General features: G+C 55.3%; 11 protein-coding genes and 1 tRNA gene. 5 read left to right on the top strand and 7 right to left on the bottom strand.

Going from position 1 to position 16,152, the window contains the following annotated elements:
• The 3 genes from J7380_RS05690 to J7380_RS05680 are packed head-to-tail and all read right to left on the bottom strand — an operon-like array spanning position 1 to position 4,246.
• Positions 1–1,398, bottom strand: coding sequence for an FAD-linked oxidase C-terminal domain-containing protein (locus J7380_RS05690; RefSeq protein ID WP_209194874.1), 1,398 nt, complete (start codon positions 1,396–1,398; stop codon positions 1–3).
• Between the two features lie 24 nt (positions 1,399–1,422).
• Positions 1,423–3,216, bottom strand: coding sequence for a gamma-glutamyltransferase (gene ggt, locus J7380_RS05685; protein WP_209194873.1), 1,794 nt, complete (start codon positions 3,214–3,216; stop codon positions 1,423–1,425).
• Positions 3,217–3,259: 43 nt separating this feature from the next.
• Complete coding sequence (locus tag J7380_RS05680) at positions 3,260–4,246, bottom strand: D-glycerate dehydrogenase (protein WP_170353109.1); 987 nt, start codon at positions 4,244–4,246, stop codon at positions 3,260–3,262.
• A gap of 186 nt (positions 4,247–4,432) precedes the next feature.
• On the opposite strand from J7380_RS05680, the gene J7380_RS05675 reads away from it, so the two are divergent.
• Positions 4,433–4,906 (top strand): SH3 domain-containing protein, encoded by a 474-nt coding sequence (locus tag J7380_RS05675; protein ID WP_348539085.1) that lies wholly within the window; start codon positions 4,433–4,435, stop codon positions 4,904–4,906.
• 17 nt (positions 4,907–4,923) lie between these two features.
• On the opposite strand, the gene J7380_RS05670 is transcribed toward J7380_RS05675, so the two are convergent.
• Positions 4,924–5,832, bottom strand: a complete 909-nt coding sequence (locus tag J7380_RS05670; RefSeq protein WP_209194872.1) for a haloalkane dehalogenase — start codon at positions 5,830–5,832, stop codon at positions 4,924–4,926.
• 281 nt (positions 5,833–6,113) lie between these two features.
• Between J7380_RS05670 and J7380_RS05665 the strand changes: the two genes are divergently transcribed.
• The 4 genes from J7380_RS05665 (at position 6,114) to J7380_RS05650 (ending at position 12,356) form a co-directional block, all read left to right on the top strand.
• Positions 6,114–6,188 (top strand) — tRNA-Gln (locus J7380_RS05665).
• Positions 6,189–6,372: 184 nt separating this feature from the next.
• On the top strand, positions 6,373–7,386 hold the full coding sequence (locus tag J7380_RS05660) for a hypothetical protein (RefSeq protein WP_209194871.1): 1,014 nt from the start codon (positions 6,373–6,375) through the stop codon (positions 7,384–7,386).
• 278 nt (positions 7,387–7,664) lie between these two features.
• Positions 7,665–8,993, top strand: coding sequence for an MATE family Na+-driven efflux transporter (locus tag J7380_RS05655; RefSeq protein ID WP_209194870.1), 1,329 nt, complete (start codon positions 7,665–7,667; stop codon positions 8,991–8,993).
• A 573-nt stretch (positions 8,994–9,566) separates the two neighbouring features.
• Positions 9,567–12,356 carry a UvrD-helicase domain-containing protein gene (locus tag J7380_RS05650; protein ID WP_348539077.1) on the top strand — a complete coding sequence of 930 codons (2,790 nt, stop codon included), beginning with the start codon at positions 9,567–9,569 and terminating at the stop codon, positions 12,354–12,356.
• Positions 12,357–12,967: 611 nt separating this feature from the next.
• On the opposite strand, the gene tcuB is transcribed toward J7380_RS05650, so the two are convergent.
• Genes tcuB through J7380_RS05635 form a run of 3 tightly spaced genes read right to left on the bottom strand, consistent with a single transcriptional unit; the run spans position 12,968 to position 16,123 of the window.
• Positions 12,968–14,047 (bottom strand): tricarballylate utilization 4Fe-4S protein TcuB, encoded by a 1,080-nt coding sequence (tcuB, locus tag J7380_RS05645; RefSeq protein ID WP_209194868.1) that lies wholly within the window; start codon positions 14,045–14,047, stop codon positions 12,968–12,970.
• Positions 14,037–15,431: an FAD-dependent tricarballylate dehydrogenase TcuA gene (gene tcuA / locus J7380_RS05640; RefSeq protein WP_209194867.1), complete on the bottom strand. Its 1,395-nt coding sequence runs from the start codon at positions 15,429–15,431 to the stop codon at positions 14,037–14,039. Before tcuA ends, tcuB begins: the two co-directional genes overlap by 11 nt.
• Before the next feature lie 11 nt (positions 15,432–15,442).
• On the bottom strand, positions 15,443–16,123 hold the full coding sequence (locus tag J7380_RS05635) for a GntR family transcriptional regulator (RefSeq protein ID WP_209194866.1): 681 nt from the start codon (positions 16,121–16,123) through the stop codon (positions 15,443–15,445).
• Between the last annotated feature and the right edge of the window lie 29 nt (positions 16,124–16,152).

Below are 16,152 nucleotides of genomic sequence, written 5' to 3'. Positions count from 1 at the left end.
CTACAGGATTTTACCGGGGTTCATGATGTTGTCGGGATCCAGCGCCGCCTTAATGGCTGCCATATAACGAGTGGCTTCACCCAGTTCTTTGACCAGATACGGACGCTTTCCCTGACCGATTCCATGTTCACCGGTGCAGGTGCCTTCCATCGAGATCGCAAGATCGTTGAGCCAGCCCACAAAACCATCGGCTTTTGCGACCTCATCGGCATTGTCCATGTCAATCAGCAACAAGGTATGAAAGTTGCCGTCTCCGACATGCCCAACCATGGGGGCCATCAGGTCCAGCTCTTGCGCCTTATCCTGCGTGGCCGTGACGCACTCGGCCAGTCGCGAGATCGGAACGCAGACATCGGTAGAGATTCCGCGCGCGCCCGGCCGAAGCTGCAGGCTTGCCCAATACATATCGTGCCGGGCCTGCCACAGCTTGTTCCGCTCTTCGGTGGTCGTGGTCGCAGTAAAATCGGTACCCTGAAACTCTTCAGCGATTTGACCGAAGGTCTCGGCCTGTTCGACGGCACCGTGTTCCGAGCCGTGAAACTCAAGCAACAACAGCGGCGTTTCCGGCAGGGTCAGGTTGGAATAGGCATTGGCGGCGCGCACTGACATCTCGTCCAGCAGTTCTATGCGGGCAACAGGCACACCGTATTGAATGGTCATCATCACAGCCTGACAGGCCGCATCGACGGTTGGAAAAGAACAACGCGCCGAGGAGATTGCCTCGGGGATGCCCTGCAGTCGCAAGGTGATCTCGGTAATGATGCCCAGCGTGCCTTCGGCACCGATCAGCAAACGGGTCAAATCATACCCGGCCGAGGATTTTTTGGCCCGGTGGCCGGTACGTATGATCTGCCCATCGGGCATCACGGCCTCAAGGCTGAGGATATTATCCTTCATCGTACCGTAACGCACCGCGTTCGTACCCGAGGCGCGCGTGGCCGCCATTCCACCCAACGAGGCATTCGCGCCGGGGTCGATGGGGAAGAACAACCCCTGATCCCGCAGATGCGTGTTCAGATCCTCGCGCGTGACACCGGGTTGCACGACACAGTCCAGATCGCTGGCATTCACGGCCAGCACCTTGTTCATCTGTGTCAGATCAACCGAAATTCCTCCGGCAGGCGCATTCACATGCCCCTCAAGCGAGGTTCCGGTGCCAAAGGCGATCACCGGAACCTTGTGTGTGGCGCAGGCTTTGACAATCTCTGCCACTTCGTCGGTAGAATGCGGAAAAACAACGGCGTCGGGGCTTTGGTTTTCAATCCAGGTCGTCGTGTGGCCATGCTGTTCACGAATGGCCTGACCGGTTTGCAACCGGTCGCCGAATTTCTGTTTCAGAATTCCGACAACCGTTTGGATCCCGTTTTCATTCCGGGGCAACGCAACTGCCTGCACCATGCTGCTCCTAATTAAGGCGCCGGGTTATTCGCCCAGCGCAATGCCTTCACGTCTTGGATCCGCGCCACCAATCAGTACGTCGCCGATCTCGATCGCGTGCAGCCCCGAGGTCAGGTCGCGCGGATTAACCTCGTACCCCAGCGTGGTAAGCCCATCCGTGAACCCTTCGGCTGCGGTGCCTTGTTCCACGTCATAGGTGCCGAACCGGTTAACCAGATGCGGCAAGGACAGGGCCTGCTGGACATCCATATCCCAGTCTGCCCACGCGATGATCGACTTGGCGACATAGCCGATGATCCGGCTGCCTCCGGGCGAGCCGATGGCCAGAACCGGTTTACCGTCCTGCATTACGATTGTCGGGCTCATCGACGACCGGGGCCGCTTGCCGGGTTCAAGCCGATTGGCAATTGGCACACCATCCTTGTGGGTCTTGAACGAGAAGTCAGTCAATTCGTTGTTCAACAAGAATCCGTTGGTCATGAGACGGGATCCAAACCCATTCTCAATGGTCGTGGTCATAGAAAGGACATTGCCGTATTGATCCACGATCGAAATATGCGATGTCGATGGCAGCTCGATCGACACATCATCTGCCCAGTTTGATGCATGATCGAAGGCCGGGTTACCCGGTTTCGCATCAATCAAAGCACCATCCGTGTTCAAAAGCTCTCCGCGTTCGGACAGATAGCCGGGGTCGACCAGACCCTGCGTCGGCATCGGGACAAAGTCGTGATCGGCCATGTAGCGGCCGCGATCAGCGAAAGCCAGCCGTGAGGCATCTCCGATCAGACGCCAGGTATTGATATCTTCTGGTCCGTACTCGGCCAGATCATACCCGTCCAACATGCCCAGGATCTGCCCAACTGTCAGCGCGCCCGAAGATGGCGGCCCCATCCCGCAGACCTCGTAGGCGCGATAGGTCGCGCAGACCGGCTCGCGTTCGATCACCTGATACAGCGCCAGATCGATACCCGACAATACGCCGGGATTGCCTTCGGCCCCGCGAACGGTGCTGACGATCCCGGCGGCGATCTCTCCGCCATAGAAGCCAGCCGAGCCTTCGCTGGCAAGCGTGCGCAGCGTGTCAGCATAGTCCGGATTCACTAGACGCTGCCCCTGCTCAAGCGGCTTGCCATCCGGCAGGAAATACGAGGCCGTTGCCGGGAAACGTGACAGTCGCTCGGCGTCCTTTTCAACAAGGCTTGCCAACCGGGGCGAAACTAGGAATCCGTCGTCAGCCAGTGTGATCCCGTCTGCAAATAGGCTGGGCCATGGGCTGCGGCCCCAGCGGCGATGCGCTTCTTCCAACAGTGCCGGGGTGCCTGGCGTTCCGACAGACAAGCCACCGACAACAGCATCGAAGAACTTAAGAGGTTCGCCGTTTTCATCCTGAAACAGACGATGGTTTGCCTCTAACGGAGCCGTTTCACGGCCATCCAACGTGGTCATCTGACCGGTTGCGGCATCATACCAGACCAGGAACGCACCGCCCCCAAGGCCCGACGACTGAGGTTCAACCAGACCCAGTACAACCTGAACGGCAACCATCGCATCGGCAGCTGATCCTCCGGCCCGCAGAACCTTGGCCCCAGCTTCAACTGCCAGCGGGTTCGCTGCGGCGACCATCCAGTTTTCCGAAGTGACCGGCTCGCCCGCAAGCTTGGCTTCCAGTGCGGCGATAACCTCTTCGGTCAGGCCCTGAACCTGCCCGGTCGAACCACCTTCGGGTGCGACGGCGTCGGCTGCTTCTTGCGCTATGGCCGGGTCAGCAAAGGCCATGACGGACAATAGCAATCCTGAAATCAGACTTCGTTTCATAGTGTCCTCCTAAAAATTAAAAGCCACCAGCCTGAGTGATACGTCAGAGCATGGCAGGAACCACCTGATCCGGTGGGCGGTGGCCGTCTTCGAATGTTTTGATATTGATAATGACCTTTTCGCCCATCTCAATCCGGCCTTCCAACGTCGCGGACCCCATATGAGGCAGCAACACGACATTGGACAATTGCCGCAGGCGTGGGTTCACATCGGTGCCGTGCTCATACACATCCAGACCGGCCCCGGCGATCTCGCCCGAGCGGATCAACCGGGTCAAAGCGTTCTCATCGATCACCTCGCCGCGCGAAGTGTTCACGATCACCGCCGAGGGTTTCATCAGCTTCAGCCGCCGCGCGTTCATCAGGTGAAAAGTGGACGGTGTCGACGGGCAGTTGATAGATATCACATCCATCCGCGCAACCATCTGGTCAAGGCTTTCCCAATAGGTTGCCTCAAGCTCTTGTTCCGTTTCAGGCCGCAGCCGGCGGCGATTATGGTAGTGCACCTGCATCCCAAAGGCGCTGGCCCGCCGCGCTACGGCCTGCCCGATCCGGCCCATACCAAGGATGCCAAGACGGCGCCCACCGATTCTGCCGCCCAACAACGCATTAGGAGCCCATCCATCCCATTCGGATTTCTGCATCACAGAAAGCCCCTCGGGGATACGACGCGTTACTGCAAGAATCAGCGCCATGGTCATGTCGGCGGTATCATCGGTCAGCACACCCGGAGTGTTGGACACCAGAATGCCCCGCTGGCGGGCGGTTGCCACATCGATATTGTCGACCCCCGCACCATAGTTGGCGATCAGGCGCAGGTTCTCACCCGCCTGCCCCAGCAGCCCGCCGTCGATTGTATCGGTGATGGTGGGAACCAGCACATCTGCCTCTTTGACCGCGGCGACAAGCTCATCTCGGGTCATGGGGGCATCGTCTGTACGCAGCTGAACATCGAACAGTTCGCTCAATCGCGTTTCCACCGCCTCGGGCAACCGTCGCGTAACGACAACACTCAGACGTTCTCTTGGCACCTGTGCACTCCCACTGCTTTGCAAAACTTCGCGCGCCATGGCATCGTGGCGCAGGAAAAGGCGGGGCACAAGAACCCCAAGGGCATTGAAACCACCTTTTTTCGAAACAAGATCAACAGGCACAAGAGCAGACCGTCAGTGAGTGGTATTCTACCCGCAAAACGCCGAATAACGGCGCTGATAAGCGTGATCCTGATAGGAATTTGCGCGTCAAGCGCAGCTGCACAGGATAAACGCGGCCAAGTCACGAACCTGCCGCTGCCGCGTTTCGTCTCGATGAAGGCAGCCGAGGGAAATGTGCGACGCGGCCCGTCTTTGACACATCGAATCGACTGGGTCTTCAAACGGCGTGGGATGCCCTTGCAGGTGACGGCCGAATTCGGAAACTGGCGGAAGGTTCAGGATCGCGACGGAGCCGGTGGCTGGGTACACTATGCTTTGTTGTCCGGCGTACGGACGGTATTGATCGAATCCGAAATGCTGCCCGTATACACCAACCCCGATCCGAACTCACCGGTCAGCGCCCAGTTCGAGTCCGGAGTTGTTGCCCGGCTGGGCAGTTGCACCATTGACTGGTGCCGGATCTCAGCCGGTGGTTACAAAGGCTGGACACTCAAGTCGAATCTTTGGGGTGTAGACCCCGGTGAAGTTCGCGAATGATCGGCTTGCTCCGGTAACTAGGACGTCCTTTCAATAAAATCGCAGGTCAGCTTTACCAGTTCAGCGCCGACATCCTCTTGCAGAAAGTGGCCTGCCTTGGGCAGCACGACATGAGGTTGTCCCGCAGCGCCAGGGCACAGTTTTTGGAATATCTGATCGATCCCTGCCATGACTTTGTCATCTGCGCCAAAGGCCGTAAGAACCGGAGTTTTAAGTCCCTGTATCACCTCCCAAGCCTGCCTGTTGGGTCCAGCGGCCGGATCGTCCGGTGACGCGGGAACAAGCATGGGGAACTGGCGCGCTCCGGCTTTGTAGCTTTCATCGGGAAACGGCGCATCATAGGCTGCCAATGTCTCGTCGGACAAGCTCGTCTCGGTTCCGCCTTGAAGGATGCCACCTGCCGGAAAAACCGGGACAGTCTGACTGAATGCCCGCCAATTTTCGAACGCCTCACCCATTGGCTGATCACCAGTGGGTAAAGCCGTATTCGAAACCACAATACGTGCGAATCTGTCCGGCATTTCTGCCCATAGTCTCAGGCCGATCAACCCGCCCCAGTCCTGACAGAACAGAGTGATGTTGCGCAGATCTGTTTTACGAAGCCATTCTCCCATCCAGGCCACATGGCGCGCATAGGTGTAATCGTCGCGCTCGGTCGGTTTGTCCGACCGCCCAAAGCCAATCAAATCCGGTGCGATCGCCCGATGACCCTGCGCAACGAATCCCTTGATCATATGTCGGTACAGGTATGACCAACTTGGCTCACCATGCATCATCAAGACAGGCGCGGCCTCTTGCGGTCCTTGGTCGACATGGTGGATTCGCATAAACCCGCCTTCGGTGTCGTCGATCTGTGTATAATGCGGAGTGAAATCGTAGTCCGACAACTCTTGGAAACGTTCGTCTGGTGTGCGCAGATATTTCATCTTTCACCTACTTTTTTTGATGGGCTATTTAAATGAATGGCACGCACTTAGGTCGCCTGTCACATCACAATGCCTACCAGCGGTTTCCGAGCTCACCGCTTTTGCGGCGATCTTCTAGAGCTTGGGGGCTACAAACCCTAAAAAGCGATCCCTTGAATGCCGTCCTGAAAGCCCCAGCATGACGGCTGCTTAGGTTTGAAAAAATATTTTAACCTGAGCTGATTTTTTGCCTGAAAGGACTTGAACCCCCCAAACAACAATCGTAGATAGCGCCTCACCGTTGGGGTGTAGCCAAGTGGTAAGGCAGCGGTTTTTGGTACCGTGTATCGTAGGTTCGAATCCTACCACCCCAGCCACCATTCTCCGAAAGAGCAACAAAATAAGGGGAATTCCGCCCCTTCAAGCCGACATGTATCCCATGCCTCCGAAGTTGGGATACAATGCGGGATACAAGCTCGTCACTCCAAGCTCGGATTCCGACCCAGGCGACGCTCTCGCGGCGGCCCCTATCTTACGAGGCGTGGCCGCACTTATTACTTCATGAAGCGTCTGCCAAAAAAAATATTGTACAGCGCATCAAACCGATTTCTGCGTTTTTCACTGCAAACCGACCTACCGCTCGACGCCGTAGTGCGGGCTGGATGCCTGCTCGCGGTTTACGAGCAGAGGGAACCGGAAATCGTGAACGCACTGAACAAAAAAGAGATAACACCTGAACAGGCAATTGCCTTACTGAAAGAGATGCTCCGCGCTGAACTCAATCGTATTCTGGTGGAACAAAATTCAGATTGCACGCTTTCGGATCAGGAAGCATACACCCGCATCGAAGCACTGGAAAACGAAAATAAAGCTCTCAAAGCAGCGATGCGGAAGCGCGACTGGTCCACCATCGAACCAGCGCTGCTTGCGGCAGGGGAAACAATTTCCATCCCGGTACCAACGCCGGTTTCGACAGATATTGGACGACGGGCGGTCGCTCAACAGAGACAAATCAATGAAGTCGAAATCGATGTTCTTGATGGCGAAGATATCCGAATTGCCGCATCCAATCTGCTCACAGACGACGAGAACAAGGATTTTGACCGTTTCATTGAGGGTGAAATCACGTTGTCCGGAGCCATTGAGAGCGCTGTGGCCAACGCCACGTCACAAGATATGGCCAACAAATATACAGCCACAGGCGCCATCGCACTCGAGTTTTGGGGGGATATCGCTCTGTCAACCGTGACGACCGAAAACGTCAAAGACCTGATGTGGTTCGTTCAACGGATACCAGCATTGCATGGGAAGAAGCATGGTAACAATCGCTTCGTCAAGGATCGTCAAAATGCGACGAAGCGAGAGGAAATCGAAATCGCGGATTTGCACGATGGCACACTCCGCGCCCAAATCGAAGCAGACGAATTGCTCCCGTTGCCAGAAAAACGTGCCCGCCTCGCTGAAGTGCTTGTTCCGAGGCTGGCAATGACCACGGTTGGACACCACCTCGACCGCCTGCACGCCATTTTTCGAAAGTCGTCATCGACCTTTTGCTCGAACAGCGTAGTCAGTTGACCGCTGCAGATACCGACGCTCTGGACAAGCGTATTTCGGAACTTGTCGCGACCAAGGAAGATCGGAAACGAGCTTGGCAGGAGGAGCACGCGGAAGCTCTTGAGGAGCACGCGAAACACCACCACAAGAACAAAGATTGAGGATACTTCCGTTGCCATTCACCCATCAGCAGGGAAAAGCCCAAAGACCATCACTTGGCCTCAAAATGGTCGGTTGACGCGGGACCTGTTTAGCGTGAAGTCGCGCACCAGTGTTAATTTGGATTAACGGAATATTACATGTCCTTTCTCAAAGGCATCGATTACCGACTTTGGTTTGCCATAATTCTTACAGCTCTGTTGCCGACCCTTTATTCAACTGTGCGAATTTATTTCCTGAACAGCCTGCCGGATACGTGGAGCGTAAGCATTGCGGCTCAAGCCGCATGGCTGAATCTTGCATATGAAGTGGTTCAGGAAGCACTCTTGCTGCCGCTCTACTACGTCTTTGGGAAGGTCATTGCGGATCGTGCGGCCTTGCGTGAAAGGGTCGGCGATGCCTTTCTTGTCGCTCTCCTTTCCTACGGGCTTTTGACAATCGCGATCCTGCTTGGCTCGGATTGGTTAACACGCGCGATGTCGCAACAACCTGAGCTTCAGGCAAAAACAGCAGAATATGTGCGCCTCGAGGCATTGGGCATAATGGTCGGCGTCCTGAATGACATCTGCATCATCGTCGTTGTCGCATTGTCGTGGTCGCGTGTCCTCATTGCTCTGGTGGCGGCACGAGCAATGCTGACCATCCTCTTTGACAGTGTCTTCGTGGGACAATTTGATTTTTCGCTCGACCTCGGGGTTCAGGGCGTCGCTCTAACGAATATCGCGGTTGGTGCTTTGTTGTTTATGCCGTCCATCGCAATTCTCGCACGAGCCGGAGTTCTCGGCATTCCTCATCTTGGACGCGTCGAGGGTTGGAAAAGGGACTGGTTTTGCGTCGCGATCCGTTCTGGTCTGGAGGCGGGCGTCCGAAACCTTGCCTTCTCACTCATGATCCTGAAACTTGTAAACGAGGTCAACGAAGCGGGTCTGTTCTGGGTGACCAACAACTTCATTTGGGGCTGGCTTCTGTTGCCGGTCCTCACCCTCGGGACATTGATCCGGCAAGACGTTGGAAATCACCAAGGCAAGATCGATGGGCGTTTGGCGGGATATTTCTGGCTTACCGTGATCATAGTTGGCCTGTGGCTTGTTACGATCCCAGCATGGCGCTGGTTCATTGCTAATGCGATGGGGTCGGATGAGGCTGGAAAGGTAGTGTATCTCGCGCTGGTTTTCCTGGGTTTCTATGTCGTCTTCGCTTTGAACCATGTTCTTGACAGCTACTTGTATGGGATGGGCAGAACGGACCTGATGCTCTATCAATCCCTGTTCGTCAGCGTGATCTACTATGGCGGGGCCTTTGTCGCGTACCTGGCAGGTGAGTTCGTCCCTGATCTCAACAAAATAGCTTTTCTCTTTGGCGGCGGAATAGCGATGGATAGCTTGGTAACACTCTGGCAGTTTTGGCGCGCGGGGTATTTCGGGCGTTCAACGTGCGCAGAGCCCGAGCTCGTCTTGCAGAAAGGATGATTGCGGCTTTTTGCTCGCCGGGGATTTCCGGTGGAAGTCCGCCATTCGTCCACTTCTTGGCATTTGTGGTTTGCCAAAAGCACCCCCCTCCACTTGTCGAACGGGAAACAGTGCAGGGAAGCGAAACTTATCAATTGAGGGAGCACTTGAATGACAGTGTGGGAAGTCGCATTCAACATTACAGCAGCGGTAACGACAATCGCTCTGCTTCTATATGTACGGTATCTTCTGAAAACCTACGGGCGTGATCGCTCAAACGACCCTGAGCTCGTAAAACAGTTTAGGGACATTGCGCCATATGACAATCTCGAAGACCTATTATCGAGCAAGGAATGAACAACCAAGCTTATACCTACCACCTCCTGCAACATACTGTGCCAAAGCACTGGTGATGGCCGATTTGAGTTGTTACTTGCTGTCCAAGCCTATTTATTTGGCGCCATGCATTTGAAATCCAGCAAATTTCTTTTTTTTGTTTTTGACCGATGGCGAGGAAACACCTCTTACCTGTCTTTTGACGGCACTAATATCTCGAGTTCGGATCCCAGTATGTCGTCAATTGGGTTGCAGTGCTTGAACCGTGCTCCGTCTATCGCGCCCAGAACCTTTGGTGCCGAGCTTCGTCTCGACGTTGAAGCAGCCAAAACCTTTCTTCGCATTCGAAGCGCTGATATGGAGCAGCTTGAGCGGTTCTCCGAAGAGATCGAACGCGCGTGGCGTGAATTCAACACGTCCCAGCTTCAAACAAATTCCCAAGAAATAGACGAAGTTCTTACCGCGGTTCGGACTCTTTCCGATCCGTCGCATTACCCTTCAGCCTGCCGCCTTGAACCCGTTCTGAAGAGTGCGAAAAGTCTTGAAAGCAACATTTTCCAGAAACTGAAAGAAGAGGCACTCGATGAAAGATCGATCCAAGCCATTTCTGCTATTCGCGAGTTTTTGACGTCCCCGAAGAAAATTCGAGCTGAAGCGATCGAGAAATTCGAAAAGAAGCATCTTGATTGCTGGTCAAAGTTTTTCGATGGCTTCGAGACAAACCCACTTACACCCGAACAACGCTTGTCAGTTATCGCTGACGAGGATGCGACGCTGGTGCTCGCGGGAGCAGGATCTGGTAAGACGAGCGTCATCACTGCCAAAGCAGGCTACTTGATCAAGGCTGGCATACGCCAACCAAGCGAAATCCTCCTTCTTGCTTTTGCGCGAGATGCTGCGGCAGAAATGTCAGAGCGTATCGAAGCACGCTGCGGAGAGCCTGTGGAAGCTCGCACGTTCCATGCATTGGCTTATGACATAATTGGCCAAGTCGAAGGCGGAAAGCCCGCTCTCGCTGCTCACGCGACCGACGACACAGCGTTCCTCGATTTGATAAAACGCATCCTTATCGAGCTTGTTGGCCAGGCCTCGTTGGTCTCAAAGGCTATTATCAAATGGTTCACGTCTGCGCGTCTGGAAGGAAAGTCTGAATGGGACTTCAAACGTAAACACGACTTCTACAACTATCTTGAGAAACAGGACTTACGCACCCTTCAGGGCGATCAAGTTAAGAGTTACGAAGAACTGCTGATCGCCAACTGGCTATATGAAAACGGTATCGAATACGAATACGAGCCCGACTACGAGTTTGACACGTCAGATCCAACAAAACGAAACTATTGTCCGGATTTTCGCCTCACAGAAAGCGGGATCTATCTTGAGCATTTTGGCGTGCGGAAAAAACACGGGTCAAATGGAACCGAAAACCTCACAACCGCGCCGTGGGTAGATCGAGATGAATACCTCGAAAGCATGGACTGGAAGCGAAAGGTACATCAGGAAAACGAAACTACCCTGATCGAAACCTACAGTTATGAACAGCAAGAGGGTCGTCTGCTCGAAGCGTTGGCTGAAAAAGTTGACCCGTATGTCTCTCTGCGACCGCGGCCGAGCGAGGAGCTTTTCGATCGCGTCGTGGAAATGAACCTGATCGATGGCTTTATTCGCCTTATCGGAAGCTTTCTTCGCAACTTCAAAAGCGGCGGTTACTCTATCGACGATTGTGAGAAAAAGGCATCCGAAGCAAAACTCGGCCTCCGAGGAACGGCCTTCTTAAGAATCTTCAAACCCCTCCTCGAAGCATACGAAAAGAGTCTGGATGGCCGCATAGACTTTGAAGACATGGTTATGCGGGCCGCGAAATACGTCGAGACCAATCGGTTCCAAAGCCCGTTCGGGCACATACTTGTCGATGAGTTTCAAGACATTTCGCGCAGCCGCGCTCGACTGGTGAAAGCTCTTCTCGCACAACGCGAAGACGCCCGGCTATTTGCCGTCGGAGATGATTGGCAGTCGATCTACCGGTTTGCCGGCTCAGATATTCACCTGATGCGAGAATTTGGAGTGGAATTCGGTGGAGTTTTTGACGACGAGGTAGGTATTCACCGTACTGTAGATCTTGGTCGGACCTTCCGCTCTGTTGACAAAATCGCATATGCATCACGTCGGTTCGTTTTGCAGAATCCGACCCAACTGTCCAAGACAGTCATACCAGCGGGAACTACCAGTGAACCCGCAATTCAGATCGTCTCAACATTCCGCCATGACAGTGAAGCCAAGCTCTTGGCCGTACTGTCTTCTTTGCAAACAATGGCTAAATCATCAGGGTCTCAGTCATCTGTGTTATTGCTGGGGCGGTATCGGCACTCCGCGCCGCCAAACCTTCGGAAGTTGCGTGCGGAATACCCGCATTTGGATTTGACTTTCAAAACCATTCATTCATCAAAAGGCTTGGAAGCAGATCATGTTGTTCTTCTGCAGGTTTACAGCGGCCGGACAGGTTTTCCCTCAGAAATTGTTGATGACCCGTTGCTTACAATGGTTTCGCCAGAGGCTGAACCTTTTGAGCACGCTGAAGAACGGCGTGTGATGTACGTAGCGATGACACGCGCGAGGAAAACACTCACCATCATGGGCTCGGCAGCTCGTCAATCGGCATTTGTTGAGGAACTGTTGGACGACGAGGAATATGGCGTCGAAAAAGAACACGAAGCATTCGCAGAACCGCAAACCTGTGGAGATTGCCAAGGGCATCTATTCCCCGTGCCCAAGCAAGACGGCGGAATGTATTACAGGTGTGAGCACACAGGGCTTTGCGGAAACAGTTTGCCGGCATGTGAAAGCTGTGGTGTTGGTTTTCCTGTCCGAAATTCTGCAGATCACTTCGCGACATGCTCGTGCGGTTCAGAGTACCAGGCATGCCCCAAATGTCAGGACGGTTGGCTGGTCGAGCGCAAAGGGCGGTACGGAAAGTTTCTGGGATGTGTGAAATTTCCGAGATGCTCTGGCAAAGCAAAAATACGAGTAGAGAAATCACAACAGTCCTAAGTTGTTCAAACTATTTACCGCAAAACACGATTAGGAGCTTGCCAATAAGTCCGGCAGCATTTGGTAGCATTGCAACAAATCTCGAGACGAAGGCAACTGGTCAATGAAGATCGTTCCCACTGTCGCTGCCCTCAGCCAAAGTCCCTGTCATGGTTGACCATCTCTCACTGCCGATCGGCCAACCTCGCACAGATGACATTACAGTACACTTACTGATCCAGTGCATGTGCGCTGGATCAGCAAAAATACAATGCTTTTTTTTGAATTTGGATAGACATGCTCAATGAAGAGGTTCGCCTCAGGTTTTCTTTCTGTCTTTATTTCAGCCCGTGCCACTTGATGTCAGGTCGCGACTAATCTTCGGTTTGCCGTGGCAATCTTTGCAAAATTAAGATCGATAACCGTTCGCGCATACTTCGGCATCAAGAAGAAAGAGCTCGTTGTGGACATCGGAGGCTGTGCAACATCTGCTCAGGATCGTGTCAGCGCCTGACCGCGGACGGCCCATTCCGGACGTTGTCCGCAACTCTAAGTGCTGCGACGCAGAGACCTTCAAAATAATATTTGATCCTATTGCATGTTCTATCTGCTCACCCAGGCGCGACGGGCTGTTAACGGACCATGGACACATCTCTTTTCCGTTGTGCATCCCGGATCAGCGCCGCCAATCGGTAAAACCCGTGTGCCATTTTTGTATAGGGCGTCAGCAGGAAGAAGGTCAGGACCGATCCGAGGTGGATGGCCAGCAGTGCGGGCATCAGAGCCGTTGAACCGAGGGCATAGAGAACCAAACCGCTGAGCCCCACAAACCCAAGCAACAAGATAAAGCCAATATCCCCACCCCATGCCAATGGATCGCCGAGATCGCGGTCTGACTTTTGCTTGAGCCAGGCCATCGCACCACATCCAACCGTCAGCAGCAGACCCCCGGAAATTCCGAACAGTTTCGGCAACGACCAGAACCCGTACGGCGCGTGCATTCCGAAGACATAGTGCATGATCGTCGCGACCGAGGTCGACGCAAAGCACAGCAGGAAGCCATACATAATGGCGTGGTGGATGTGGCGTCGGCCCTGACTGAACCGGTCTTCATCCTCGAAGTTGCAGCCCTCTCCATGGCCTGCTGCCAGATCCTGCATCTTGCCCGCGCGCTTGAACGCAGCCTTCAGATCAGACATCTGGATCGGCTTGCCGCCAACCTCGGCCCAATAGCGCCGAAGGCTGATGGCTATGCTGAACAGCGGCAGCAGAAATGCGGGGGCAAAGATCGCGACCATCGCATTGTGGGACAGGACGGCGTAGAACCCCTCCCCTCCGCTGGAACCGATGGCCCGGATGGCCCAGAACAGCAAAGCAAAGCCGATCACCAGCGCCAGGGCGATGGCGCCGCCTTGCGTGTGAAACCGGCGCGCCAGCGGCTGCGGCCAGGCGAAGCTTTCCCAGCTGTCCCGCCGTACCTCGGCCAGCGCCTTGGGGAGGTTCAGATCGAACTCATGCGGGGCGGTGTACTGACAGGCGTAGTAACAGCCCCGGCAGTTGTGGCAGAGGTTAGCCAATTGCGTGATGTCCCCGTCCGAGAACGCGCGTTCCGCGTGCAGCGACGGGAAGACCGAGCAATAGCCCTCGCAATAGCGGCAGGCGTTGCAGATCTCGGCCTGACGGCGAGCTTCTTGAATAAGATCAGTTTGCATAAGCGGCTGCCTCACGTCCTGCGATGCGTCCAAAAACGGTTCCGATAGTCATGCCGAAGCCGGCCAGATACCCCTGCCCCAATATCGACCCGGCCATGGTTTCACCGGCCGCCCATAGGTTCTTGATCTTGCCGTCAGGGGTCGAGCATTGCGCTGTGTCGTCAACCTTCAGGCCCAGATATGTGAAGGTCACACCTGTGCGCAACGAGTAGCCATAGAAGGGCGGTTCGGTGATTGGACGGGCCCAGTTGGTCTTGGGTGGCGTCAGACCCGAGGTCGCAACCCCGTCCAGTTCGGTTGGGTGAAAGCCACTGGTGTCGCCGCAAGCGGCATTGAATTCGCTGACGGTTGCGGCCAGCTTGTCGGCGGGCAGGCCCATCATCCCCGCCAGTTCTTCCAAAGTGTCCGCCTTTGTCGGAGGGAACACGGACGGCATGAACAGGTTCAGCGACTTGGCATCAATGATCACATAACCCACCTGATCCGGTTGGGCCGCCACCAGTCGCCCCCATATCGCGTAGCGCTTGGGCCAGACGTCTTCGCCCTCGTCATAGAACCGCTCGGCATGTTTGTTCACGACGATGGAAAACGGCACGCAGTCCAAGCGGGTGACGATGCCGCCGTCGAACTTCGGCGCGCGCCCGTCGATGGCGACCGCGTGACATTGGGTCGAGTCGCCAACGCTCTCGACGCCTTGATCCAAAAGGTCAGCCAGCACCACGCCTCGGTTGTACGGCGTTCCCCGGATCAGGAAGTTCTTGGCAGGCTCACCCCAGGCGCGGGTGAGCCAATCTGTGTCGGCCTGAAACCCTCCAGAAGCAACGATGACCGCTCTGGGTGTGATCCGATGAGACTGGCCTTCATAGGTGTAATCCACCCATTCAATCTGATCCTTGTTCAACTCCAAATGCGTAACCGCAGCCTCATAAAGTACATCAACACCTAAACCCGCCGCTGTTCGGTAGTAGGCGTTAACAAGAGACTTGCCTCCGCCCGTGAAAAAGGCATTGGTCCGCGCCAGTGACAATGTTCCGGAAAGCGAGGGTTGGAACCGGACCCCGTGTTCCTCCATCCACGGCAGGCATTCCTCGGACGTACGGATTGCCAGACGCGCCAAATGCTCGTCGGTTTTGCCGCCGGTTACCTTCATCAAGTCCGAGAGATATTCGTCTTCGCTGTATTCTTTGATCAGCGGACCCAAAGGCGTCCTATGCATGCATCGGAAATTTCGGGTGTGGCGAGAGTTTCCGCCTCGATAAGGTTTGGGTGCTGTCTCAAGGATCAAAACCCGGGAACCAGCCTCGGCCGCGGTCATCGCAGCGCAGAGAGCCGCATTACCGCCCCCGATCACAACGATATCGTAAGCCTCCTTTGGGGTGGCCATATCCTGTCTACCTACTGATTATCGTCGATTGAGCGGTCGCGGTCCTGCAACGCACGGATACGCATCCGCTGCGCGGCTTGAATATGCGCCCGCATCTCTGTCTCGGCCGCTGCGCCGTCGCGGGCCTTCAGAGCGGCCATGATGCGCCGATGTTCCGCTACCGCTGCCTCGGCCCGGTCGCCATCCAGCAATTGGGACGGCCCCAGGATCAACAGCGCCTTTTGCAAGGACAGCATGGATTTCGCGAGAAACCTGTTCTTGGCCGCATCCAGAAGCGTTGCGTGAAAGACCCTGTTGATTTGGGCCGCCTCTGGACCGGTCCCTGCCTCGGCCAGCCGGTCGTTCAATAGATCCAGCTCATCCAACTCGACATCCGAGGCCGCACGGGCCGCCAGCCGCGCGGCGGTGCCTTCCAGCACGGCGCGCATTTCGTACAACTCCATGACCTCAGCGTAATCCAGACTGCGCACGGTGGCACCTTGCCGTGGCACATGTGTGACCAGCCCGTCGGCCTCCAACTGCCTTATCGCCTCGCGTACCGGGGTACGGCTGACGCCCAACCGTTCCGAGAGCTCAATCTCACGCAGCCGGTCGCCGGGCAGAAGAGTGCCCTGGCGAATCTCGTCCAGCAGGCGCTGATACGCAGAATTGCCTTGTGGGCCAGGTTGTAACGGGTCGTCTTGAAGGGTCATCACAGGCTCTCTTGTCATCTTGCGTCCAA

It is taken from the genome of Ruegeria sp. R8_1, from assembly GCF_017743815.1.
In the GTDB taxonomy this organism is placed as follows: Bacteria; Pseudomonadota; Alphaproteobacteria; order Rhodobacterales; family Rhodobacteraceae; genus Ruegeria; species Ruegeria lacuscaerulensis_A.
The sequence above is the reverse complement of the archived record's forward strand: the minus strand, read 5'-3'. Positions and strand labels throughout refer to the sequence as shown.

Bases quoted from the DNA above. Each gene is read 5' to 3' on its own strand.
- J7380_RS05660 (WP_209194871.1), top strand. From the start codon at position 6,373: ATGAAGCGTCTGCCAAAAAAAATATTGTACAGCGCATCAAACCGATTT.
- tcuB (WP_209194868.1), bottom strand. From the start codon at position 14,047: ATGCAAACTGATCTTATTCAAGAAGCTCGCCGTCAGGCCGAGATCTGC.
- J7380_RS05670 (WP_209194872.1), bottom strand. From the start codon at position 5,832: ATGAAATATCTGCGCACACCAGACGAACGTTTCCAAGAGTTGTCGGAC.
- J7380_RS05655 (WP_209194870.1), top strand. From the start codon at position 7,665: ATGTCCTTTCTCAAAGGCATCGATTACCGACTTTGGTTTGCCATAATT.
- ggt (WP_209194873.1), bottom strand. From the start codon at position 3,216: ATGAAACGAAGTCTGATTTCAGGATTGCTATTGTCCGTCATGGCCTTT.
- J7380_RS05635 (WP_209194866.1), bottom strand. From the start codon at position 16,123: ATGACCCTTCAAGACGACCCGTTACAACCTGGCCCACAAGGCAATTCT.
- J7380_RS05690 (WP_209194874.1), bottom strand. From the start codon at position 1,398: ATGGTGCAGGCAGTTGCGTTGCCCCGGAATGAAAACGGGATCCAAACG.
- tcuA (WP_209194867.1), bottom strand. From the start codon at position 15,431: ATGGCCACCCCAAAGGAGGCTTACGATATCGTTGTGATCGGGGGCGGT.